Origin of the sequence: Dietzia sp. Alg238-R159 (genome assembly GCF_900537145.1) — a bacterium.
GTDB classification, from domain to species: Bacteria; Actinomycetota; Actinomycetes; order Mycobacteriales; family Mycobacteriaceae; genus Dietzia; species Dietzia kunjamensis.
The window spans coordinates 291,007-313,407 of record NZ_UNRI01000002.1 but is presented as its reverse complement, the minus strand read 5'-3'; the positions used below and the strand labels follow the sequence as shown (position 1 = coordinate 313,407).

The following is a 22,401-nucleotide window of genomic DNA, read 5'->3' as shown; positions in this document are numbered from 1 at the left end:
CAACGTCATCTGGACGACCGTGGGGCGAGCGCAGACGCCACCGCCTTGTCGATCCGCTCTGCCGACACTGGACGGGCCGTACCCAGTGACTGCGCGAACAGCCCCACCCGGTACTCGGCGAGCATCCACCGCAGATCCCGGCACGCCCGCGCCCCGCCCGGCCGCCGTCGCAGGGCCGCGCATGCGTCCTCGACGGTCGACTCGGAGCGGCTCAACTTCGCCGTGAGCTCGCCGTGCCGGGCGGGAGACTTCTCCGCGAGGTCCAACCGGACACCGACCGCCCGCACATGCCGCTCCAGATGTGGGAGCACATCCGAGGGATGGCGTGCGAGGAATCCCTGTCCGACGAGGAAGTCCAGCGAGGGACGGACATCGTCGGCGACGTCTGCCGGCACCTCCGCCAAACGGCCCGACACGGACTGGGCGGCCATCAGCGCGGGAACCGCCGCCGAGATCGCGGACGCCACCGCACCGGGGACCTCCGCCCTCGCAGTGGCCTGGATATCCTGGAACTCCGCGACCGTGAGAACCGGTGAGCCCTTACGTCGGGCGATGATCCGCCCACTCGCGGCGAGCGACGCATCCGAGACCAGGGACTCCATCCCGCCATGCGGGTACTGGGTGAGCGCGAGCCGCTGCTGGACCGGGCGACCGCGCAGAATCGATGCCGTCGAGACCAGGCCGCCCGAGACCAGCGTGAGCACAGCCGACGCCTGTGTGGATCGACGCTCGTCCTCCGTGGCGCACGCCACGAGGTGAATTCCGTCCCCACCGACACGCAGGGCGGGGTAGACGGTCACCTCGACACCGTCCACCGAGCCGGTGACCGACTGCGGGAGGTCGCCGATGGTGTCGGATGTCCACTCCCGGCAGGGCCCCTTGTCGGGTACCAGACGGGCGTTGAGGGTCGCCCGTACCCTGTCCACCAACCGGGTCCTCAACTGCGCGAGATCCGTTCCGGAGGCCACGACCTCGTCCCCGTCGACCGCCTCGAAACGCATCCGGAGATGGCCCGATAGCTGGTTCTGATCGAAGTCACGCGGGTCGACCGTGGTACCGATCCGAGCAGACAGCGCCCGCGCGAGCGCAACGGACAGCGGGGCGGACCGGGGCGAGACGTCTCCCGCCAACAGCGACGCGAACTCGGCGGGAGGAGAACACAGTCGACGCAGATACTTGGGCAGCGTGCGGAGCATCTCCGTATAGAGCTCCTCCCGCAGCCCCGGCACCAGCCATTCGAACCCGGCGGTGGTGACCGAGGACAGCTGCGGCAGCGGGATGCGCACCGTGATCCCGTCGGTGGTGACGCCCGGATCGAACGCGTACCGCAGTTCGAAACTCCGCTCTCCCTGACGCCAGAAGGGCGGAAAATCGGCGGCATCGGGCACCGCCTCGGAGGTGCGTATGTCCTCGGGGGTGAGACGGAGGGACTCCTGGTCGCGATGACCACGCTTCTTCCACCAGGACTCCAGATGCCGGCCGGAGGTGATGTCCTCGGGCAGGCGGTCGAGATAGAAGGCCACCAGTGCCTCGTCGTCGATCACCAGATCCCGACGGCGGCTCCGCGTCTCCAGTTCACGGGCCTGCTCCACGGCCTCGGCGTTCTCGCGGATGACCGGGACCCGGGTATCCAGGCGCCCTTCCACGATCCCGTGGCGGACGAGCATCTCGCGGGCGAGCGGGGCGTCGACCCTGGAGAGCAGGATCCGCCGCGCCTCCACCACGGTCAATCCCAGCAGCAGCACCTTCTCATACGCCATCGCCGCACCCTGGGCGTCCGACCAGTGCGGTTCGGAGTACTGGGTGCGGGTGAGGTGACCCCCGAGTTGTTCGATCCACCCCGGATCGATCCGGGCGACATCACGCGCCCACAACCGGGACGTCTCGACGAGCTCGGATGCCATCACCCAGCGGGGAGGCTTCCTGGACAGATCCGACCCGGGGAACACCTGGAACCGGATACCGCGAGTGCCCCGGAACTCGCGGGTCTCCTCGTCTCGCATTCCGACATTGGTGAGCAGACCGGCCAGGATCGCCTTGTGGAGGTCGTCCTCCGCTGCGTGTCCGGACGCGGGATGCCACCCTCGTTCACGGCACATGCTCCGCAGCTGGGAGTTGAGGTCCTGCCACTCTCGGATGCGTAGCCAGTGGAGATACTCCGCCTTGCACATCTTGCGGAAGGCGCTGCCGGACAGCTCACGGCGCTGCTCGGTGATGTACCTCCACAGATTGAGATATCCGAGGAAGTCGGAGGTCTTGTCCGCGAAGCGGCGGTGCAGCAGGTCTGCCTTGTCCCGCTCCTCCGCGGGACGCTCGCGGACGTCCTGCACCGTCAGGGCGGCGACCACCACCAGCACGTCCGACAGCGAACCGTTGCGGTGGCCCTCGACCACCATCCGGGCGAGTCGGGGATCGAGGGGGAGTGCCGCCATGTCACGGCCCACCTCGGTCAGGTGAGGGCGCTCGTCGTCGTCGACCCTGACCGCCCCGAGTTCGGAGAGCAGAGTGAGCCCGTCCCGGACGGCCTTGCGGTCCGGGGGTTCCACGAACGGGAAGTCGTCGACGGGGCCCAGGTCCAGATCCGCCATCGACAGGATCACCGAGGCGAGGTTCGTGCGCAGGATCTCCGGGTCGGTGAACTCCGGTCGCGAGTCGAAGTCCTCCTCGGAGTAGAGGCGGATACAGATCCCGTCGGCGACGCGGCCGCAGCGTCCCGCGCGCTGCGCGGCGGAGGCCTGGGACACCGGCTCGATGGGCAGTCGCTGCACCTTCGTCCGGGTGGAGTAGCGGGAGATCCTCGCCAGGCCGGTGTCCACGACGTAACGGATGCCGGGCACGGTCACCGAGGTCTCGGCGATATTGGTCGACAGGACCACCCGCCGGGTGGAATGGGCCCGGAACGCGCGCTGCTGTTCTGCCGCCGTGAGGCGGGCGAACAGCGGGAAGATCTCGGTGCCCGGGAACTTCCGGCCCCGCAGCACCTCCTCGGCGTCGCGGATCTCACGCTCACCGGAGAGGAACACGAGTACGTCACCGTCGTCCTCGCGTAGGAGCTCCGCAACGGCGTCGGCGAGCGCGTCGAGGGGATCCAGGTCGACCACGCGATCGGCGTGTACGACCTGAAGGGGCCGGTACCGGACCTCCACGGGATAAGTGCGCCCCGAGACCTCGATGACCGGGGCCGGGCGCCCCTCCGCGCCGGCGAAGTGACGGGCGAACCGGTCCGGGTCGATCGTGGCGGAGGTGATGACGAGTTTGATGTCCGGGCGACGGGGCAGGATCTGCTTGAGATAACCCAGCAGGAAGTCGATGTTGAGACTGCGTTCGTGGGCCTCGTCGATGATGATCGTGTCGTAGGCCCGCAGCAGCCGGTCACGCCGGATCTCGGCGAGCAGCACACCGTCGGTCATGAGCTTGACCGCGGTCTCGGGGCTGGTGCGGTCGTCGAAGCGGACGGCGGACCCGACCGGGCCACCGATCTCCACCCCGAGCTCGTGCGCGATCCGCTCGGCGACGGAGCGGGCGGCCAACCTCCTCGGCTGGGTGTGGCCGATCATGCCCTTGACCCCGCGCCCGAGTTCCAGGCAGATCTTGGGGATCTGGGTGGTCTTGCCCGACCCCGTCTCGCCGGCGATCACCACCACCTGGTTGTCCCGGATCGCCTCGGCGATCTCGTCCTTGCGGGCGCTGACCGGGAGCTGTTCCGGGTATCGGGGGGTGGGGATCGACTCGGTTCGGCGCCGCACGCGCTCGGCGGCCTCGTCGATCCGCCGTCCGAGGTCATCCAGCTGGTCGACGCGGGCACGACGGACCCTGGACCGGAGACGATGGTCGTCGAGGGTGCCGACACCGTCGAGACGGGCGAGGAGGTCGTTTCGGGCGCGGCGGAGATCGGGAGTGGGTGAGGAGGACGACGGCATGGTGCCGCAAGGATAACGACTCGCGTCGCCGGGCTCCGACCGGCGCGGTCCCTAGTCGACGACGCCGTCCCGCCGACTCTGGATCCTCGCGTAGCGCTCGTGCAGCCGCTCCCGCACCTCATCGGGCTCGTAGGACCGCCGACGCCGCTCGGAACGGGCCGCCAGGATCCCCGTGGCGGCCACCCCCGCCGCACCCGCCGCGCCGATCACCTTGAGCCACTGCCGTCCCCTGGGAGCCATACGGCCGAGACTAGGCGGGGACGCACGGGCGGCCTGGCAGGATCGCGGTATGAGCGTCGACACCGTCCCCCTGGCCGCCGCGGCGCACCGCACCCGCACCGGGGACCTCTGGCTCTTCCGCGGCCGGAGTACGGCGGACCGGTTGATCCAGACCCTGACGAACGCACCCGTCAATCACGTGGGCGTCGCGGTGGTCCTGGACGACATGCCGCCGCTGCTGTGGCACGCCGAGATGGGACGGGCGCTGCCGGACGTGTGGACGGGTCGCCACCAGCGCGGCGTCCAGCTGCATGACCTCGAGTCCGCCGTCCGGCAGTGGGCCGGACCGTACGGCCAACGAGCGTGGTTCCGCCAGATCTCCCCGGAGGTGGGTGGGGACCACGAGGACGAGCTACTGGAGTCGATCGCCCGGTTGAACGGCGTGTCCTTCCCCTCCGCGGGACGTCTCACCGCGAGGTGGGCACGGGGACGGTGGGCGGCACGTGGGACACGGCGGGACGCCAGGGGTCGCAGCGTCCGTTCGGGATCCGATGCCGGTGCGGCGATGCGTATGGAGGCGGCGTACTGCGCGGAGGTCGTGGGGGTCACCCTGGAGGCGATGGGTGTACTCCTGCCTGCGGGTGAGGCGAGTTGGTACGACCCGGGCCGTTTCTGGAGCGGTGACGACCTGCCCCTGGCCCCGGGATGGGACTACGGCCGGGAGATCGCGGTGACGGTCACCCGCCCAGGACGACCTCGCTGATACCGGCCTCGACCTCCTCCGGCGCCACCACGAGCAGTTCGTCGCCGGGCTCGAACGGAACGTCGGGTTCGGGGACGATCACCCGCCCGCCGCGCAGGATCGCGACGAGTGCGGCGTCCCGGGGAAACCGAACGCGGGACACCGACCGCCCCGCCAACGGGGTCTGGTCCGGCAGCGTCACGCTCACGAGGTTCGCCCCTCCGCGGCGCAGGGTCATCAGACGGACCACGTCCCCGACGGAGACCGCCTCCTCGACGACCGAGACGATCAGCCGGGGCGTCGACACCGCCACGTCGACGCCCCAGCGCTCGTCGTAGAGCCACTCGTTGCGGGGATCGTTGACGCGGGCGACGACCCGGGAGACGGCGAATTCTGTCTTGGCCAACAGGCTCACCACCAGATTGGCCTTGTCATCACCCGTGGCGGCCACCACCACGTCCGCCGCCTGCACGTCCAACCGTTCGAGGACACTGAGCTCGCAGGCGTCGCCGACCTGTTGATCCGCCCCGTCGACCGGGTCGGCCGAGAACACGGTGGAGCGCTTGTCGATCAGCGTGACGGAATGGCCACCGGCCACGAGTTCGCGTGCGATCGACCGTCCGACGACCCCGGCCCCGGCCACCACCACCCTCATGGTCGCGGAGTACACGGTCCGGGCCGGGGCAGCGGCGAGCAGTCCCGACCCGTCGGCGTAGTCGGGGACGGAGTTCTCAGACATCCGAGGGTCCTTCCAGCATCAGGTCGTCCAGGTCCGCGACCGTCTGCGAGGGCACGATGATATGGAGGACATCGTCGGCCTGGACGAGCGTGCGAGCGTCCGGGAGGCGGCTCTCGCCGAAGCGGGTGACGGCCGCGGCACGTCCTCCGACCGCAGCGGCGAGCCGGTCGACCGGGAGCCCGACCCACGCCGCCGGTGGGTCGACGGCGACGAGGGACACGGAGTCCGTCTGGTCGCGCCACTCGACGGGACCCGACCCGGCGGTGATATAGCGGACCAGTCGACCGGTGGCCCACGGAACCGTGGCGATGGTCGGGATCCCCAGTCGTTCGTAGACCTCGGCCCGGCCCGCGTCGTAGATGCGCGCTATCACCCGCTCGACACCGAAGGTCTCCCGGGCCACCCGCGCGGCGATGATGTTCGAGTTGTCCCCGGAGGACACGGCGGCGAATGCGTCGGCCCCCTCGAGCCCGGCCTCGGTGAGCACAGTCTTGTCGAAGCCCTGGCCCGTCACCGTGCCTCCCGAGAACTCCGCCGACAACCTGGCGAACGCAGCCGGGTCGCGGTCGATCACCACGACCTGGTGGCCGGCTGCGTCGAGCTCGACGGACAACGCGGCCCCCACACGACCACAGCCCATGACGACGACCCTCATGACGAGTCCACTCCTCACGGCCCACGCACGTGAGCCAGTGACGGACACGCTACTCACACCCACGGATACTGCCCGGCGGGGCTCGCGGGCCCTACGATATGTCGGTGTCCAGGATCTCGAAGGTCTCCATGGGAACCAAGCGTCTCCTCGTGGGGCGCCCCTCCCGCAGCGACACGATCGGTGCCACCAGCCTCCGCAAACGGATCGCGTTGCCGGTGTTCGCGTCCGATGCGCTGTCCTCGGTGGCCTACGCCCCGCAGGAGATCTTCCTCGTGCTCTCCATCGCCGGGGTCTCGGCACTCACGTTCACCCCGTGGGTGGGACTGGCGGTGGCGGCGGTCCTGGTGGTCGTCATCGCCTGTTACCGGCAGAACGTCCGCGCCTACCCGTCGGGAGGGGGCGACTACGAGGTCGCCACCGTCAATCTGGGTCCGAGTGCGGGCCTGGCGGTCGGTGCGGCCCTGCTGTTCGACTATGTCCTCACGGTGGCCGTGTCGATTTCGGCCGCCGCCGCGACCATCGGATCGGCGATCCCCTTCGTCCAATCCAGGGAGATTCCGTTCGCCGTCCTGGCGATCATCCTCCTGGCGGCGCTCAACCTGCGTGGGCTCCGTGAGACCGGCGCGATGTTCGCCGTGCCCGTCTACGCGTTCCTCGCCTCCATGACCGCACTCATCGTCTGGGGGCTGTTCCAGGTGGAGATCCTGGGCCGCGACCTCCGGGCCGAATCCGCGGGATTCGAAATGGTGCCCGTGGACGGGGCGGAGTTGGCCGGACTCGCGCTCGCCTTCGTCGTCGCCAAGTCCTTCGCATCCGGATGTGCCGCCCTGACCGGTATCGAAGCCATCCACAACGGTGTCCCGGCCTTCCGGAAGCCGCGGGCCCGCAACGCCGCCGTGACGCTGGCCGTCCTCGGGGTTCTCGCGGTCTCGTTCCTCCTGGGGCTCATCGCCCTGGCCGGTCGGCTCGGGGTCCGGATCGCCGAGCAACCGGCGGCACAGTTGATCGGCGCTCCGGAGGGGTACCGGCAGAAGACGATGATCGCCCAGTTGGCGCGACCGGTCTTCGAGGGGTTGCCGCTCGCCTTCTACGCCGTCATCATCATCACCGCGCTGATCCTGGCACTCGCCGCCAACACGGCGTTCAACGGGTTCCCGGTGCTGGCCTCGGTCCTCGCTCGCGACAAGTATCTGCCCCGACAGCTCGCCACCCGCGGGGACAGGTTGGCGTTCTCCAACGGGATCGTCGTCCTCGCGATCGCGGCAGTCGTGTTGGTCGTGGCGTTCGACGCCCAGGTGTCACTCCTCATCCAGCTCTACATCGTGGGCGTGTTCGTCGCCTTCACCCTCGGCCAGCTCGGCATGGTCCGACACTGGACCCGGCGCCTGGACCACGAGCGGGTCCCGTCCGTGCGTCGGCGGATCCACAGGTCCCGGGCGATCAACGCCGTCGGGTTCCTCGTCACCGCCGGCGTCCTGGCGATCGTCATGGCGACCAAGTTCCTCTCCGGGGCCTACATCGCGGTTCTGGCGATGCTCGGAGCGTTCGGGATCATGCGACTCATCCACCGGCACTACGTCGCGGTCGCCCGCGAACTCGACGACTCCTCGTGGGAGGTCGTCCTGCCGAGCCGGACACACTGTGTGGTCTTGGTGTCCAAACTGCACCTGCCCACCCTGCGGGCCCTGGCCTACGCGCGGGCGGCACGCCCGGACTCGATCGAGGCGTTGACGGTGAACATCGATACCGCCGAGACCCGTGCCCTCGTGAGGGAATGGGATCGACGCGGCATCTCGGTTCCGCTCAAGGTGGTCGAGTCCCCGTACCGTGAGATCAACCGTCCCGTGGTGGACTACGTGAAGCGCCTTCGCGATCAGGCGCCGCGGGACGTGGTGACCGTGTACATCCCCGAGTACGTGGTGGGCCACTGGTGGGAGCAGATACTGCACAACCAGAGCGCGCTGCGCCTCAAGACCCGCCTGCTCTACGAGCGAGGTGTCATGGTGACCAGCGTCCCGTGGCAGTTGTCGTCCTCGGACGGCCGCGCGGAGCAGGCCCGCGACGAACCCATCGTCGGACGCTGGCGTGGACCGGAGGAAAGATGACCCAGGACCGAGCGACCGGCTGGACGGGCCGTGTGGTGCGCCTGCGCATGGAGGGACCGGCGCACGGCGGTGAGTTCGTCGCGCGCCACGAGGGCCGGGTGGTGTTCTGCCGCGGCGGGATCACCGGCGAACTGGTCGACGTCCTCATCGACGACGACCCCGGGCGCGCGTTCTGTCGAGGGACGGTCCAGGCGGTGGTCGAGGAATCCCCGGACCGGGTGGTCCCGACGTGCCCGGCGGCGGCCGCCGGCGCCGGCTGTTGCGACTGGAGCCACATCGCGTCCGATGCCGCCCGCGGTTTCGCCGGCAGGATCCTGGCCGAGCAGGTGCACCGGATCGGCCGGATCGCATACCTGGACGACGCGGTCCCGGTCGAGGTCCCCGCCGCGGATCCCGCGACGTCCGGCTGGCGTACCGTCGCCCGCTGGGTCACCGGCCCCGATGGTGTGCCGGGGGTCCGGAGGGCGCGCTCCCGTGAACTGGTGACCGAGCCCTGCATCCAGCCCGACCCGCGGCTGCGTGATGCGGTCTCCGCCACCACGCTCGGCCCGGGCCGTGAGGTGCTCGGAGTGCTCGGTGACGACGGAATGGTGCACATCGCCCACCGCCCGGCCGTCGGTGACACGCCGCGGGGCCGGAGCGGCCGATCCCGCCGGTCCTCGGCGACCCGCGCCAGGGCACGTCATTCGCGGGCGGCCGGTTGGGAGATCGTCGCCGGGGGACCGACCGTCGTGAGACGGGTGGGCGGCCACGAGTGGCGGCTGCCTCCCGACGCGTTCTGGCAGGCGCACCGCTCCGCCGCGAGCCACTACAGCCACGAGGTACGCACCGCGGTGACGCGCACCCCCGACCTGACCGACATCCCCGAGATCTGGGACCTCTACGGAGGCGCCGGGCTGTTCGCCGCCGGGGTTCGGGACGCGATCCCGGGCGCCCGCGTGACAGTCGTCGAATCCGCCACGGCGTCGCTGCACGCGGCCACGGACACCCTCGGCGGCCCGCCCGGGGACCCCGCCGGCGGGGGAGTGAGGACCCTGCGTTCCCGGGTCGAGACGTTCCTCGAGGACCGCGACGACCGGCCGGCGGACCACCCCGATCCGGAGGTCATCATCCTCGATCCCCCGCGCGGCGGAGCGGGGATCCCGGTCATGCGCCGGCTCGCGGCGTCAGGTGCGTCCCGGATCGTGCACGTGGGCTGCGATCCGGCGAGTCTGGCGCGGGACATCGGCGTCCTCGTGGCCGCCGGGTGGACGCTCACGGACCTCCACGGGGTGGCGGCCTTCCCGGGCACCCATCACGTCGAGGGGATCGCCGTACTGGACTCGCCGGGACGCTCCTGATCCAGCACCGCAGGTAGGGGCCCGAACGTCCGCCCGTGGACGAGGTCGCGCCGCGGCAGCCCGTAGACTGACGATTCGACCCAGCAGGGTGCCGGTCACGGAAGGGGCAGTCGACAGCAATGAGCGTGCTCGAACAGGTTGACGGCCCCTCCGATCTGCGGCGGCTCGGCCCCGGGGAGTTGGCGCGGCTGTGCGGGGAGATCCGTGAATTCCTCATCCGTAAGGTCGCCGCGACGGGCGGGCACCTCGGCCCGAATCTCGGCGTCGTCGAACTGACCGTGGCGTTGCACCGTGTCTTCGACTCCCCCCGCGATCCCGTCATCTTCGACACCGGACACCAGTCCTACGTCCACAAGATCCTCACCGGTCGTCGCGACCAGTTCGACGGGCTCCGCACCCGCGGGGGATTGTCCGGCTACCCGTGTCGCGCGGAGAGCGAGCACGACGTGGTCGAGTCCTCGCACGCCACGGCGTCCTTGTCGTACGCGGACGGGCTGGCCAAGGCGTTCTCGTTGCGCGGGGAGTCCGATCGGACCGTCGTCACGGTGATCGGTGACGGTGCGATGACCGGCGGCATGGCCTGGGAGGCGCTCAACAACATCGCCGCCGCCAAGGACCGCCCGATGGTCATCGTCGTCAACGACAACGGCCGCTCGTACTCGCCGACCATCGGAGGGCTCGCCGAGCGCCTCGGCGCGCTGCGGCTCCAGCCCGCGTACGAGAAGGCGATGGACCGAACGAAGAACGCGCTCACCGGCCGGAAGGACGTCGTCGGGAAGGCCGTGTACTCGGTCCTCCACGGCATCAAGACGGGAGTCAAGGACGTCGTCTCGCCGCAGGAACTGTTCGCGGACCTCGGGCTCAAGTACATGGGGCCGGTCGACGGACACAACCTCGCCGCCACGGAGGCGGCCCTGCGCCTCGCGAAGGACTTCGGCGGCCCGGTGGTGGTCCACGTCGTCACCCGCAAGGGGATGGGCTACGTACACGCCGAGAACAACGAGGCGGACCAGATGCACGCCACCGGGATCATCGATCCCGAGACCGGCAAACCGCTGGCGACCTCCTCCGCCGTGGACTGGACGTCGGTCTTCTCCGAGGAGCTGTGTGAGATCGGTGCCGAGCGCGATGACGTCGTGGCCATCACGGCCGCGATGGCCGGGCCGACCGGTCTGGCCGCGTTCGGGGAGCGGTTCCCGGAACGGATGTACGACGTGGGGATCGCCGAGCAGCACGCCGTGGCCTCGGCGGCGGGGCTCGCGCTCGGTGGGCTGCACCCCGTCGTCGCGGTCTATTCGACCTTCCTCAACCGGGCGTTCGACCAGCTGCTCATGGACGTCGCGCTACTCCGACAACCGGTCACCATGGTCCTGGACCGGTCCGGCGTCACCGGCCCGGACGGTGCGAGCCACAACGGGATGTGGGACCTGTCGCTCACCGGCATCATCCCCGGGGTACGCGTGGCCGCTCCCCGGGACGCGACCACCCTCCGGCAGGAACTGCGCGAGGCGGTGGCCTTCGACGACGGTCCGACCGTCGTCCGGTTCCCGAAGGGGTCGGTCGGTGATGCTCTGCCCGCCCTCGCCACGTCCGAGGACGGGGTCGACCGCGTGCACGGATCCGGTGACGCCGAGGTCCTCATCGTCGCGGTGGGGTCGATGGTCGCGCCCGCCATCGCCGCCGCCCGTGCCCTCGGGACAGAGGGCATCTCGGTCGACGTAGTGGACCCCAGATGGGTCTACCCGGTTCCCGCGTCGATCCTGGACGCCGCCCGTGGACGCCGTCTCGTGGTCACGGTCGAGGACAATGGTCTGCACGGTGGCGTCGGGTCGGCGGTGTCGGCATGCCTGGACAACGCCGCGGTGCGGGTCGATCGAATCGCGCTGGGCATCCCGCAGGAGTTCCTCGACCACGGCTCCCGGGGGGAGATCCTGGCCGACGCAGGCCTGACCCCCGAGGGGATCTCGGACAGCATCCGGACCCGACTGGGCTGACCCGGGCCGGATCGCCGGACGCGTGCACACGCGGGCCCGTACCCACGCGTGACAGGGGCCGCGCCGGCCGGTGCCGGTGGCCCGGACTCAGGAATCCGCGCGGAAGCTCCGCACCGCCTCGAGCAGGGGGTCGGTGGCCAGTTCGATCTGCCAGGCACGGGCGCTCTCGGTGAGCAGGACGTCGTGGAGCAGTTCCGCGTCGTCCCCGGACCGGGTCGTCGCCGCGCGCCACACCCACAGTCTCAGCGTCGAGGGTTTGAGCACGAGCCCGGGCTCCAGACCCAGGTCGTCGGCGAGTGCGCCGATCCGTTCGCGGGCGATCTCGAGCAACTCCGCGGCCTCGGGCTCGTTTCGCTTCCACGACGCGTGCGGCGGGTGCTCGGCGGGCGGCCCCTGCCGGGAGGGCAGGTCGGCCCGCCCCAGCCCGTCGGCCCACTCGAGGGCGGCGAGCCATTCCCCGACGAGCCGTCGGCGGTGAGGTCCGTCGAACCCCTCGATCGCCAGCAGTGCGGTTCTGTTCGTCGGCCCCACCCTGGCGGCCTCCACGATCGCCGCGTCACCGAGGAGCCGCTTGGGGGCGATGTCCCGCTCGGCCGCGACCCGGTCCCGGGCCATCCACAACTCCCTGGCGCGCGCCAGTTGCCGGCCGTCGCGCAGGCTCGACAGCCGGGACAGTCGACGCCAGGGGTCCGGCGCGGCAGGTGCCGGGCCGGACTCCACCAGGTACCGACACTCCGCCTCGAACCACTCACGGCGGCCGAGCTCGTCGAGCCGCGGCAGGACCTCGTCCGCCAGTTCGTGCAGGAACAGCACGTCATAGGCTGCGTAGTCCAACCACGCCGCCGGCAACGGGCGACGGGACCAGTCGGCGGCGGAGTGCGCCTTGGCCAGGCCGATCCCGAGGTGCTCCGAGATCATCGCCCCGAGGTTGACCCGCTCGGTGCCGAGGAAACGTCCGGCCAGCTCGGTGTCGACGAGCGAGGTCGGCGAGACCCCCAGCTCACGCAGCGACGGGAGGTCCTGACTCGCGGCGTGGAGCAGCAGGGGGCGGGTCGACAGGACGTCGGCGAGGGAGCCGATGGTCCGACCCGGGGTCTCCGGGTCCACGAGCAGGGCGGGGCCGGTGGGGGCGCGGAGTTGCAGGAGGAAGGCCCGGTCGGCATACCGGATCCCCGAAGCGCGTTCGACGTCGACCGCGACGGGGCCGGGCGAGGACCGCAGGGCGTCGGCGACCGCCTCGATGGCGGGGAGGGCGTCGACGAACTCGTACTCGGCCGGGGGTGGCTGTGCCCCGGGCGGGGTCTCGCCGCGGCGGCGCCCGCTCACGACCGCCGGTGCAGGGAGGTCACGCCGACGGGGGGGAGGCCGGCGGCCAGGGCGAGCGTCGTGCAGAAGGCGGACGCGTGGCCGGTCAGGTCGGGCTCGAGGGCGGTCCAGGACGCGCGCAGCTCGAGCTGGTGGGACTGGGGAGGACCGGCGATGTCGCCGTAGCGGACGGAGGCGGTGCTGGTCACGGTGCCACCGAGCGAGGTGTACGGCCCGGCCTGATCGCCGAGGGCCTCGGTGAGCCAGCTCCACGCCACCTGGGGCAGGAGCGGGTCACCTGCCAGCGAGGCCTCCATGTCGGCCTGGATGTAGGCCACGAGTCGGAGGGTGCCGTTCCACGCGTCGTCCCCGGAGGGGTCGTGCAGGAGGATGAGACGGCCGAAGGCGTCGCCGTCGGAGAATTCTGGGACGTCGTCGCCGGAGGGCGGGATGATCTCGACACCGAGCGCGTGACTGTAGGGCGCCAGTCGCTGCGGCGGGCGGATCGGGCCGACCGAGATCTCGGGGCGGACCTCGAGTCGCGACAGCGCCTCGACCGCCTCCCGGAAGACCTCGGGCTCGCCGTCATTGACCGATGTACTCACGGGTCGTCACGCTAGCGACCCCCCCGGCGTGCCCCGAGGAGGCGCGCCGTCGCCTGCGCGGGTGGGCTGACCGGCCGCGGCGGCGGCGTCATGGGACGATGGGGGTGTGTTGAACTCTGATGCGTCCTCGACCTCCCGTTCCGCCGACCCCGCCACGGATGCCGTCGCCGGCCGCCGCGCCGGGACCGGCCCGTACCTCGACGAGGTGACCGGAGTCGGTGGCGCCCACACGCCGGTGTGGTTCATGCGCCAGGCGGGCCGCTCGCTTCCGGAGTACAAGGAGGTCCGCGCCGGGTCCACCATGCTGGAGGCCTGTTTCGACCCGGCGATGACGTGTGAGATCACCCTGCAGCCGGTCCGTCGCCACGGGGTGGACGCCGCGATCTTCTTCTCCGACATCGTCATCCCGTTGGCCGCCGCCGGGGTGGACATCGACATCGTGCCCGGGACCGGGCCCGTGGTGGCGGAGCCGATCCGGGACGAGGCCGGTGTCGCCGCGCTGCCCGAGCTCACCCCGGACCGCCTCGAGAAGATCGGGGAGGCCGTGCGGCTGGTCGTGGCCGAGCTCGACCCGCGGGTGGCGCTCATCGGCTTCGCCGGCGCCCCCTTCACCCTGGCCTCCTACCTCATCGAGGGCGGTCCCAGCCGCAACCATGAGCACACCAAGTCACTGATGTACTCGCGCCCCGACGTGTGGAACGCGCTCATGGCCAAGCTGGCGGACCTGACCACGGTGTTCCTGCGCGCGCAGATCGATGCCGGGGTGGACGCCGTCCAGCTCTTCGATTCGTGGGCGGGCGCGCTCAGCCTGCGGGACTACCGGTCGCTGGTGCTCCCGCACTCGACCCGCATCTTCGCCGACGAGATCATCTCGACGGTTCCGCGCACGCACTTCGGCGTGGGCACCGGCGAGCTGCTCGGGGCGATGGGCGAGGCCGGCCCGGAGGTCGTCGGCGTGGACTGGCGCATCCCCCTGGACGACGCCGCCGGGCGGGTGCCGGGCAAGGTCCTGCAGGGCAATCTCGACCCCGCGATGCTCTTCGCGGACCGGTCGGCGCTGGACGGCGAGGTCCGCCGCATCCTCGACGAAGGCCAGCGGGCGCGCGACCTCGGCGCACGCGGCCACGTGTTCAACCTCGGCCACGGTGTCCTACCCACCACCGACCCGGGTGCGGTGACCCACGTGGTGGAGCTCGTCCACGAGCTGACCGGGAAGTGACGGTGGGCCGTCGCGTCGCCGTGGTGGGCGGTGGGCTCAGCGGGCTGACGGCCGCCTATCAGCTCTCGCGCGAGCTGCCGGACGCCCACATCACCGTCCTCGAGGCCTCGGACCGGCCGGGCGGGGCACTCCACACCGTCGACTTCCCGTCCGGTCCGATGGAGCTCGGCGCCGAGGCCTTCATCGGCCGCCGACCCGAGGCGAGCGACCTCGTCGCCGAACTCGGCCTGACCGGGTCGCTGCGTCATCCCGGGCCGCTCGGGCCGGCGATCCTCACCGGGGGTCGGATGGTCCCCATGCCCATCGGCACGCTGATGGGTCTGCCGTCCGACGTCGGGGCGTTGGCGGACGTGCTGAGCCCGCGGGAGCGCGCTGCGGCCGCGCGCGAGGCCGACCTGCCGCTGGACTGGGAGCCGGGCGGTGACGTCTCGCTCGGCTCGTTGGTCTCCGAGCGGTTCGGGCACGCGGTCGTCGCCCGGCTCGTCGACCCCATGCTCGGGGGCGTGTACGCCGCCCCCAGTACCGGGCTCGGGCTGCGACAGGTGATCCCTGGGCTGGCGCAGGCGTTGGACCGCGGCGCTCCCAGCCTCACAGCCGCCGCGCGGGAGCTCGTCGCGCACCGCGTGCCGGGCCCGGTGTTCGCCACCCTCGACGGGGGTTACCGGCTCCTCGTGGACGCCCTCATCCGGGCCTCCGGTGCCGTGATCCGTACACACGCCACCTGCACCGCTCTCCACCGGGACGGTTCGGGCTACTCGTTGGCGGTCGCCGGCGACCGCGGGTCGTGGTCCGAGGAGGCGGACCTCGTCGTCGTCGCCGTCCCCGTTCCCCACGCCGCCCCGCTCCTGGAGGGTGCCGGGGGTCTCGACGCCGCGACCCGGGGCCTGTCCGGGATCCGGACGGCGTCCTCGGCCGTCGTCGCGTTGGAGGTCGACCGGTCCCTGGACCTCCCGGAGCGTTCGGGGGTCCTGGTGGCGACCGACGAACCGGTGCCGTTCAAGGCGATGACCTTCACCAGCCGCAAGTGGCCGCACCTCGACACCCGGCCCGGGCACCTGGTCAGGGTGTCGTTCGGGAGGATCGACGACGACGAGGTGCTCGCCGCCGACGACGCCACCCTCACCCGCATGGCCGAATCCGCGCTGGGGGGACTGTGCGGCTCCGCGCCGACGGTCCTGCACTCGCGGGTGCGCCGCTGGTCCGACGCCCTCGCCGAGATCGGTCCCGGACACGACACGCGGATCTCGGGCGTGCGCGCCGAACTGGCCGAGCGGCTGCCCGGCGTGGAGCTCGTCGGCGGCGCGACCGAGGGCGTGGGGGTACCCGCCTGTATCGGCTCGGCGCGGGCCGCGGCCCGGCGACTCGCCGCGGGGTGGCAGGATTGAGCCATGGCACGCCTTGACTACAAGAAGCTCAACTCGACCCTGCGCTACCTGATGTTCTCCGTCTTCACGGTGACGCCGGGGCAGCTCGGGGAGGACCGGGACGCGGTCGCCGCGGACCTGGACGAGTTCCTCGCCCGCTACGACGGCACCGACGTGGTGGTCCGGGGTCTCTACGACATCTCGGGCCTGCGCGCCGAGGCCGACTTCATGATCTGGACCCACTCCGAGCACATCGAGGACCTACAGCGGTTCTACAACGAGTTTCGGCGCACCACCATCCTGGGCAGGGCCAGCACCGCCTACTGGTCCAACACCGCGCTGCACCGCCCCGCGGAGTTCAACAAGAGCCACATCCCGGCGTTCCTCGCCGAGGAGGAGCCGGGCGCGTACGTCTCGGTGTACCCGTTCGTGCGCTCCTACGAGTGGTACCTGCTCCCCGACGAGGAGCGGCGCCAGATCCTCGCCCAGCACGGCCGCGCCGCCCGCGAGTACCCGGACGTCCGCGCCAACACCGTGCCGTCCTTCACGCTGGGGGACTACGAGTGGATCCTCGCCTTCGAGGCCCCGCAGCTCGACCGGATCGTCGACCTGATGCGCGAGATGCGGGCGACCGAGGCCCGCCGCCACGTGCGCGAGGAGATCCCGTTCTTCACCGGACCGCGCGTCACCGCCGGGCAGCTGGCGGCATCGATGCCCTGAGGTCCACCGCGCGCCGACAGCTCGACTTGACGCGAGAGAGGGCCGACCGGGAGCAGTCCCGGTCGGCCCTCTCGTCTCTGTGGGCCGGATGCGGCCGGTCGAGTTCAGCTCTCGGCCGGCTCCAGCGTCATGCTCAGGGAGTTGATGCAGTACCGCAGGTCGGTGGGGGTGCCGTAGCCCTCCCCGGCGAACACGTGCCCCAGGTGACCGTGGCAGTTCGCGCAGATCACCTCGGTGCGCGTCATGCCGAGCGAGGAATCCGTGCGCTCGATGACGGCGCCGCCGGCCAGCGGCGTGAAGAACGAGGGCCACCCGCAGTTGGATTCGAACTTGGCGTCGCTGCGGAACAGTTCGGCACCGCATCCGCGGCAGCGGTACACGCCCTCGGTCTTGGTGTCGTTGTACTCACCGGTGAAGGGACGCTCGGTGCCGGCCTGCCGCAGGACCTGGTACTCCTCCGGGCTGAGTCGACGACGCCACTCGGTGTCGTCCAGCGTGAAGTCCGGCTGGGGGGTGTGGGTATCGGTGGGCTCGCTCATGCCCGCAGGCTACGCCGACGCGGCGGCCGGTGCGATCCGCTCGTGTCGGCGGGGGTCGCTTCGGCGCCACAGCAGCACCACGAGCACGGTGGCCAGCAGCAGCAACCATCCCAGGGTCGGGTGCGCGAACTCGAGTAGCCGCCCGTAGTAGGGCCAGCGCGCCGACTCCCAGAAGTCGAGGGTGAAGAACCCGTACGCGGCGAGCCACGCCGGCCAGTTGCGGACCAACGACTTGTCCAGCACCACCGTGAGCATGATCGGGATGAGCATCATCGAGTAGTACATCTGGCCGAGGGTGGAGACGAGGAACACACCGGCGAGCACGACCCCGGAGGTGGTGGCCAACCACAGCACCTCGTGGTTGTGGCGGTAGTCCAACAGCAGCCACACTGCGACCAGGGTGGCCACCACGACCAGGATGCGGGCCACCAGGATGACCGGCTCGGGTACGCCGTAGTACAGGCCCATCCCCGCGATCGAGCTGTTGTAGTAGTCGCGCACCTCACCCATGTACGTGAGCGTGGTGTCGAGGTAACTACGGGCGTCGACGGTGAGGGCCCACCCCGCGGCCATGGTGACGGCGGGGATCGCGGCCGCGGTGACGAACGGCTGCCACTGCTTGCGGATGAGAGGCAGCACGAGCAGCGGAGCGAGCATCGGTTTGACGGCCAGGGACAGGCCGATGGCCACGCCGGCCCACCAGAGGCGCCGTCGGTGCAGCAGGTAGAGGAACGCCACCTGGCACAGGAAGATCACGCCGTTGACGTTGGTGAATACCAGCGTGTTGGTGACCGCCTCGGTGCAGAACGCCGCCAGCAGGATGGCGGGGGCGGCGAACGAGCGGACGTCGAGGTCGAACAGCCGCATGAGCAGCCACAGCGCCGCGATGATCGCGGCGGTGTTGATTCCGATGAACAGCCAGCGCGCCAGCGTGTAGTTGTCGATCAGGCCGAACGGGGCGAGGACGAACGTCCCGCTGGGGGCGTAGAGATAGTGCGGTTGCACCGTCAGCAGGTTCTCGACGTACACCGGCTCACCTGCCAGGAAACGCCTGGTGGCGGCGTAGACGGTGCCGAAATCGTTCGTGATGGATCCGTTGACGGCCTTGATCAGGACGCGGTGGATGACGGTCATGATCGCCAGCGGCCACAACACGTGGGTGAGGACGCGGGGCACGGTCGATGTGCTTCGGGTGGGCAGCGGCACGACTCGCAGGGTACCGCCTGGCCTCCCGCGTCCCGGTGAGGCACCCCGGCCGGTCAGGACGGGCAGGCCGTGGACTGCTCAGCGGCATCCGGGTCGTCGAGGAAATCGACGACCGCGCCCCGGGCGCATCCGGAGTGCAGGATCACCTGTGCGCCCGGGGCGCCCCAGGTGACGATCCGCACGTCGGTGGCCCCGGCGGCGCTGAGGGCCCCGGCGGTGGGTTCGAGTGCGGCGGCACCGGCCCGGGGGTCGGCGATCCCTCCGACCAGGAGTACCGGCGTCTCGGCGGGAAAGGAGACCGGAGACTGCCCGGGCACGGGCCAGGTGGAGCAGGCGGAGAGCTGCGCGGCGATGATCTCCCCGAACGGCGGGGTCTGCTCCCATTCGGCCCGCAGTTCCTCGACACGGTTGACCGGGACGCGGCGCGACAGGTCGGAGCATCCGGCCACGTACAACAGCGACGTCCCGGCCAGTTCGGCGGCGCGGTCACGGACGCTGCCCGGGGTGTCCTCGGGGGCGGCGGCCGCGAGGTCGCCGAGGATGACGTCGCCTGGGGAGGCGTCGGCAGCGGAGGCGCCGGACAGGTCCGCCAACGCCGACCGGACCACGTCGGACAGCAACGCCGCCGGGACCGCCACGCCGGGTTCGCGGGCGCGGTCGAGCGCGCGGGTCACGGCCTCGACCTTCTCGTCGGCGTCGCCGGGTCCGCACTCGGTCCGGGTGCACGAGGCGGCCCACAGGCGCAGCGCCGCGTCGGAGCCGTCGAGGGCGGCGCGGGCCGCGGCCTCCTGGTCCCCGTCGGCGGGGGCGGGGGAGTCGAGCACGAGCAGGGAGAGGCGACCCGGGTGTGCGCCGGCGTAGGCGAGGGCGGTGCGGGCCCCGGTCCCGATCCCCATCACGGCGAGCCCGGGCACGTCCCACTGCTGGCGTAGGCGTTCGAGGTCCTCGGCGGCGCCGGCGGAGCCGAAGTCCAGTTCGCGGCCCTGGAGCTGGTCCGTGCAGGACTGTGAGGTGTCGGCGAGGTCGCCGCGCAGCGCGGGCGAATCGGGGTCGGTGCCCCGATCCGCGAGCCCGTCGAGGGTGCGGCGGGCCGGGAAGGTCAGGCACGTACCGGCCGGGCCGGTCCGTCCGCGGTGGTCCACGACGACCAGCGGTCGGGTGTCAATGAGTTCGGGGCCGGACGAGGCGAGTCGGGAGGCGAGGGTGTCGGCCGGTGTCTCGGGACCGGCGACGACGACGAGGGGCGCCGCGTCGTCGGGTGTCCCCGTCGCGGTGAGCCGCAGGACGGGGGTCTCCCCGAGGAGGGAACACTCCACGGCGGCGCCCTCCGGTATCCCGCCGGTCCGGCCGTCGGGACACGGGACCCAGGTGAGGTCGCTGCGCGGCGCGAGCCAGTCGGGTCGGTCGGCGGTCTCGGCCGCCTCGCCACCGCCGGAGGATCCCCCGGGGCCGTCGCCGGTCGCCAGGCGCGGCCCCGTCGCGGGCAGGGGCGCACACCCGGCGATCGTCACCGCCAGGGCCGCCAGCCCCACGCCGAGTGCCCGTACGTGCCGGTGCCGCGTGACCGCGCGTGTTCCCGCTCGACGGTTCCTCACCCGTCGGCCCCGGTGACGACCCAGCGGGTGTAGAGCCCGCCGCGGGGGCACGTGAAGGCCGCGGCGACGCGCAGCGGAACCCGGGTGGCGTCGGTTCCGACGGCCAGTCGCGAGTCGTCGCCGCCGACGATGATCTCGGGGGCGACCGACAGGACGAGTTCGTCGATCGCGCCCTCGCGCAACAAGGTCCCGAGCAGCTGCGGACCGCCCTCGAACGTCACCTCGGAGGCCCCGAAGTGTGTGGCGAGGGAACGGACGGAGGTGCGCAGTGGACCCGGATCGAGCACGTGCACCGTGACACCCCGCTCCCGGGCGGCCTCGAGTCGGTCGCCGGGCACTCCGTGGGCGGCGACCACCTGCAGTCCGTCGCCGGCGTCGGCGCAGTGCTCGATGAGCGCGTCGCCCAGCGCGCGGGTGAACACCAGGACGACGGGCGGGGGACCGGGTCGTCTGTCCGCCCACACGGCGGCGGTCCGGGCGGGGCCGTACCCCTCGGCCAGAACGGTGCCCGAGCCCACCAGGATCAGGTCGGCCCGGGCCCGCATGGCGTCGTAGACAAGCCGGTCCGTCGGGGTCCCCAGCCCGCCGCTGCGGCCGTCCACGGTGGTCGTGCCGTCGACCGAGGAGATCATCACCGCGCGGATGCACGGCACGGGCAGACCCGGTTCGGGGTCCAGCGCCGCCCACAAGGCCTCGAGGGCGGCGGGGTCGTCGTCGATCACGGTGGGCCGTGTAATGTGCACCGGGGACTCCTTCCGTTCTGACGCCGGGTGTCCCCACGATAGGCTCTGCCCATGGTCTCTCGCCTCGTTGACGTCACCCCGGTGGTTCCTGCCGATCAGCTCGTGGCACAGATGGTTCCCCCGTCGATGTTCGACGATGTCAGTTTCGACTCCTACATCCCGGACCCGGCCGAGCCCTCGCAGGCCGCCGCGGTCAAGGCGTGTCGCGAGTTCGCCGAGTCCGTGGTGGCCCGTCGCACTCCCAAGAAGGGGCTGTTCGGCCGGCGACCGAAGGCGGTGCAGGGGACCGGTATCTATCTCGACGGCGGCTTCGGGGTGGGCAAGACCCACCTGCTGACGTCGATTTACCACAATTGCCCCGAGCCCAAGGCGTTCGGGACGTTCGTCGAGCTGACGCACGTCGTGGGTGCTCTCGGCTTCAACCGGGCCGTCGAGGAGCTCTCCGGGCACTCCGTCCTGTGCATCGACGAGTTCGAGCTCGACGATCCGGGCGACACCATGCTGGTGTCCCGACTGCTCGCGGAGCTCACCACCGCCGGTGTCAGCGTCGCGGCCACCTCCAACACGCTGCCGGAGCAGCTGGGGGAGGGACGGTTCGCGGCCAAGGACTTCATGCGGGAGATCCGCAAGATGTCGGGAATCTTCGAGTCGATCCGGGTCGACGGCCCGGACTACCGGCACCGTAACCTGCCCCCCGCCCCGGACCCGATGGACGACAGCGGACTCGAGGCCGAGGCCGAGGCGGTGGAGGGTGCCACGCTCGACGACTTCGACGCCCTGTGCGAGCACCTGTCGACCCTTCACCCGTCCAAGTACAACCGCCTCGTCGACGGCGTCACGCGGGTCTGCCTCAGCGGGGTCAAGCCGCTGCCTGATCAGTCGATCGCCCTTCGTCTCGTCGTCCTCGCCGACCGGCTCTATGACGCGGGGATTCCCGTGCGCAACTCCGGAGACAAACTGGACGCGATCTTCACCGACGAGATGATCGCCGGCGGCTACCGCAAGAAGTACCTTCGTGCCACTTCCCGACTCCTGGCGCTGTCCCGGTTCGAGACCGTCGGCGGCTGACCTCCGGCCGTGGCGTCGCCGCGCACCCGGCGCCGCCCGCGCACCCGGCGCCGCCCGCGCACCCGGCGCCGCCGCCCCGTCCTCACCCGCCGGGGTTCCAGACCCCAGATAGGTGCACTGCACTCCCACGATGCGATGACCCGCACGCTCGTCCACTCATGGATCGCCGGCGATGAGATGGGCGGTGCTCCGCCCGGGGGACTCGCGCCAGACCGGCTTACTCGTGGGCCCGGCCTCATTCGCCGGCCCGGCGTTCTCGGCAGTCGGTCGGCGTCAGGGCGGCCGACGCCCGGCGGCGCCCGGAGACCTGGCTACCCCGACTG

Annotated in this window: 18 protein-coding genes; 8 read left to right on the top strand and 10 right to left on the bottom strand. The window is 71.2% G+C overall.

Going from position 1 to position 22,401, the window contains the following annotated elements; genetic code table 11:
• Nucleotides 1-5: 5 nt before the first annotated feature.
• Both hrpA and G6R20_RS06195 read right to left on the bottom strand, forming a co-directional pair.
• Complete coding sequence (gene hrpA / locus G6R20_RS06200) at nt 6-3,920, bottom strand: ATP-dependent RNA helicase HrpA (RefSeq protein WP_163375844.1); 3,915 nt, start codon at nt 3,918-3,920, stop codon at nt 6-8.
• Between the two features lie 51 nt (nt 3,921-3,971).
• Nucleotides 3,972-4,160, bottom strand: a complete 189-nt coding sequence (locus G6R20_RS06195) for a hypothetical protein (RefSeq protein WP_067717794.1) — start codon at nt 4,158-4,160, stop codon at nt 3,972-3,974.
• 49 nt (nt 4,161-4,209) lie between these two features.
• Between G6R20_RS06195 and G6R20_RS06190 the strand changes: the two genes are divergently transcribed.
• Complete coding sequence (locus G6R20_RS06190) at nt 4,210-4,902, top strand: hypothetical protein (RefSeq protein WP_163375843.1); 693 nt, start codon at nt 4,210-4,212, stop codon at nt 4,900-4,902.
• On the opposite strand, the gene G6R20_RS06185 is transcribed toward G6R20_RS06190, so the two are convergent.
• Together G6R20_RS06185 and G6R20_RS06180 are read right to left on the bottom strand one after the other, a co-directional pair.
• Nucleotides 4,877-5,536, bottom strand: a complete 660-nt coding sequence (locus G6R20_RS06185) for a TrkA family potassium uptake protein (protein WP_163376083.1) — start codon at nt 5,534-5,536, stop codon at nt 4,877-4,879. The genes G6R20_RS06190 and G6R20_RS06185 overlap by 26 nt on opposite strands.
• 76 nt (nt 5,537-5,612) lie before the next feature.
• Nucleotides 5,613-6,275, bottom strand: a complete 663-nt coding sequence (locus G6R20_RS06180) for a TrkA family potassium uptake protein (RefSeq protein WP_163375842.1) — start codon at nt 6,273-6,275, stop codon at nt 5,613-5,615.
• 98 nt (nt 6,276-6,373) lie between these two features.
• Between G6R20_RS06180 and G6R20_RS06175 the strand changes: the two genes are divergently transcribed.
• The 3 genes from G6R20_RS06175 (at nt 6,374) to dxs (ending at nt 11,714) form a co-directional block, all read left to right on the top strand.
• Nucleotides 6,374-8,380, top strand: a complete 2,007-nt coding sequence (locus tag G6R20_RS06175) for an APC family permease (protein ID WP_240341299.1) — start codon at nt 6,374-6,376, stop codon at nt 8,378-8,380.
• Nucleotides 8,377-9,720 (top strand): class I SAM-dependent RNA methyltransferase, encoded by a 1,344-nt coding sequence (locus tag G6R20_RS06170; RefSeq protein WP_163375841.1) that lies wholly within the window; start codon nt 8,377-8,379, stop codon nt 9,718-9,720. Before G6R20_RS06175 ends, G6R20_RS06170 begins: the two co-directional genes overlap by 4 nt.
• Before the next feature lie 119 nt (nt 9,721-9,839).
• Nucleotides 9,840-11,714: a 1-deoxy-D-xylulose-5-phosphate synthase gene (gene dxs / locus G6R20_RS06165; protein ID WP_163375840.1), complete on the top strand. Its 1,875-nt coding sequence runs from the start codon at nt 9,840-9,842 to the stop codon at nt 11,712-11,714.
• 87 nt (nt 11,715-11,801) lie between these two features.
• On the opposite strand, the gene G6R20_RS06160 is transcribed toward dxs, so the two are convergent.
• Both G6R20_RS06160 and G6R20_RS06155 read right to left on the bottom strand, forming a co-directional pair.
• On the bottom strand, nt 11,802-13,040 hold the full coding sequence (locus tag G6R20_RS06160) for an HRDC domain-containing protein (RefSeq protein WP_163375839.1): 1,239 nt from the start codon (nt 13,038-13,040) through the stop codon (nt 11,802-11,804).
• Nucleotides 13,037-13,624 carry a DUF3000 domain-containing protein gene (locus tag G6R20_RS06155; RefSeq protein WP_163375838.1) on the bottom strand — a complete coding sequence of 196 codons (588 nt, stop codon included), beginning with the start codon at nt 13,622-13,624 and terminating at the stop codon, nt 13,037-13,039. The genes G6R20_RS06160 and G6R20_RS06155 overlap by 4 nt, the downstream gene beginning before the upstream one ends.
• Nucleotides 13,625-13,829: 205 nt before the next feature.
• On the opposite strand from G6R20_RS06155, the gene hemE reads away from it, so the two are divergent.
• Genes hemE through hemQ form a run of 3 tightly spaced genes read left to right on the top strand, consistent with a single transcriptional unit; the run spans nt 13,830 to nt 16,927 of the window.
• A complete protein-coding gene (gene hemE / locus G6R20_RS06150; RefSeq protein ID WP_240341337.1) occupies nt 13,830-14,843 on the top strand; it encodes a uroporphyrinogen decarboxylase in 1,014 nt (337 codons plus the stop codon).
• Nucleotides 14,840-16,228, top strand: coding sequence for a protoporphyrinogen oxidase (gene hemG / locus G6R20_RS06145; RefSeq protein WP_240341298.1), 1,389 nt, complete (start codon nt 14,840-14,842; stop codon nt 16,226-16,228). Before hemE ends, hemG begins: the two co-directional genes overlap by 4 nt.
• A gap of 3 nt (nt 16,229-16,231) precedes the next feature.
• Entirely contained in the window at nt 16,232-16,927 is a 696-nt protein-coding gene (gene hemQ, locus G6R20_RS06140) for a hydrogen peroxide-dependent heme synthase (RefSeq protein WP_163375836.1), read from the top strand.
• A 104-nt stretch (nt 16,928-17,031) separates the two neighbouring features.
• On the opposite strand, the gene msrB is transcribed toward hemQ, so the two are convergent.
• From msrB to G6R20_RS06120, 4 genes are read right to left on the bottom strand one after another with little or no spacing between them, the layout of a single operon-like run.
• Entirely contained in the window at nt 17,032-17,466 is a 435-nt protein-coding gene (gene msrB, locus G6R20_RS06135; protein ID WP_069389058.1) for a peptide-methionine (R)-S-oxide reductase MsrB, read from the bottom strand.
• A gap of 9 nt (nt 17,467-17,475) precedes the next feature.
• Nucleotides 17,476-18,672 carry a glycosyltransferase family 87 protein gene (locus G6R20_RS06130; RefSeq protein WP_240341297.1) on the bottom strand — a complete coding sequence of 399 codons (1,197 nt, stop codon included), beginning with the start codon at nt 18,670-18,672 and terminating at the stop codon, nt 17,476-17,478.
• A gap of 53 nt (nt 18,673-18,725) precedes the next feature.
• Nucleotides 18,726-20,267 carry an alpha/beta hydrolase gene (locus G6R20_RS06125; protein ID WP_163375835.1) on the bottom strand — a complete coding sequence of 514 codons (1,542 nt, stop codon included), beginning with the start codon at nt 20,265-20,267 and terminating at the stop codon, nt 18,726-18,728.
• Nucleotides 20,264-21,010 carry a dihydrofolate reductase family protein gene (locus G6R20_RS06120; protein ID WP_163375834.1) on the bottom strand — a complete coding sequence of 249 codons (747 nt, stop codon included), beginning with the start codon at nt 21,008-21,010 and terminating at the stop codon, nt 20,264-20,266. The genes G6R20_RS06125 and G6R20_RS06120 overlap by 4 nt, the downstream gene beginning before the upstream one ends.
• 51 nt (nt 21,011-21,061) lie before the next feature.
• Between G6R20_RS06120 and zapE the strand changes: the two genes are divergently transcribed.
• Complete coding sequence (zapE, locus tag G6R20_RS06115) at nt 21,062-22,078, top strand: cell division protein ZapE (protein ID WP_120283392.1); 1,017 nt, start codon at nt 21,062-21,064, stop codon at nt 22,076-22,078.
• The last annotated feature ends 323 nt before the right edge of the window (nt 22,079-22,401 follow it).

Excerpts from the sequence above, each read along its gene's own strand:
- G6R20_RS06175 (WP_240341299.1), top strand. The coding sequence starts at position 6,374 with ATGTCGGTGTCCAGGATCTCGAAGGTCTCCATGGGAACCAAGCGTCTC.
- msrB (WP_069389058.1), bottom strand. The coding sequence starts at position 17,466 with ATGAGCGAGCCCACCGATACCCACACCCCCCAGCCGGACTTCACGCTG.
- G6R20_RS06180 (WP_163375842.1), bottom strand. The coding sequence starts at position 6,275 with ATGAGGGTCGTCGTCATGGGCTGTGGTCGTGTGGGGGCCGCGTTGTCC.
- G6R20_RS06195 (WP_067717794.1), bottom strand. The coding sequence starts at position 4,160 with ATGGCTCCCAGGGGACGGCAGTGGCTCAAGGTGATCGGCGCGGCGGGT.
- hrpA (WP_163375844.1), bottom strand. The coding sequence starts at position 3,920 with ATGCCGTCGTCCTCCTCACCCACTCCCGATCTCCGCCGCGCCCGAAAC.
- zapE (WP_120283392.1), top strand. The coding sequence starts at position 21,062 with ATGGTCTCTCGCCTCGTTGACGTCACCCCGGTGGTTCCTGCCGATCAG.
- dxs (WP_163375840.1), top strand. The coding sequence starts at position 9,840 with ATGAGCGTGCTCGAACAGGTTGACGGCCCCTCCGATCTGCGGCGGCTC.
- G6R20_RS06185 (WP_163376083.1), bottom strand. The coding sequence starts at position 5,536 with ATGAGGGTGGTGGTGGCCGGGGCCGGGGTCGTCGGACGGTCGATCGCA.
- G6R20_RS06170 (WP_163375841.1), top strand. The coding sequence starts at position 8,377 with ATGACCCAGGACCGAGCGACCGGCTGGACGGGCCGTGTGGTGCGCCTG.
- hemQ (WP_163375836.1), top strand. The coding sequence starts at position 16,232 with ATGGCACGCCTTGACTACAAGAAGCTCAACTCGACCCTGCGCTACCTG.
- G6R20_RS06190 (WP_163375843.1), top strand. The coding sequence starts at position 4,210 with ATGAGCGTCGACACCGTCCCCCTGGCCGCCGCGGCGCACCGCACCCGC.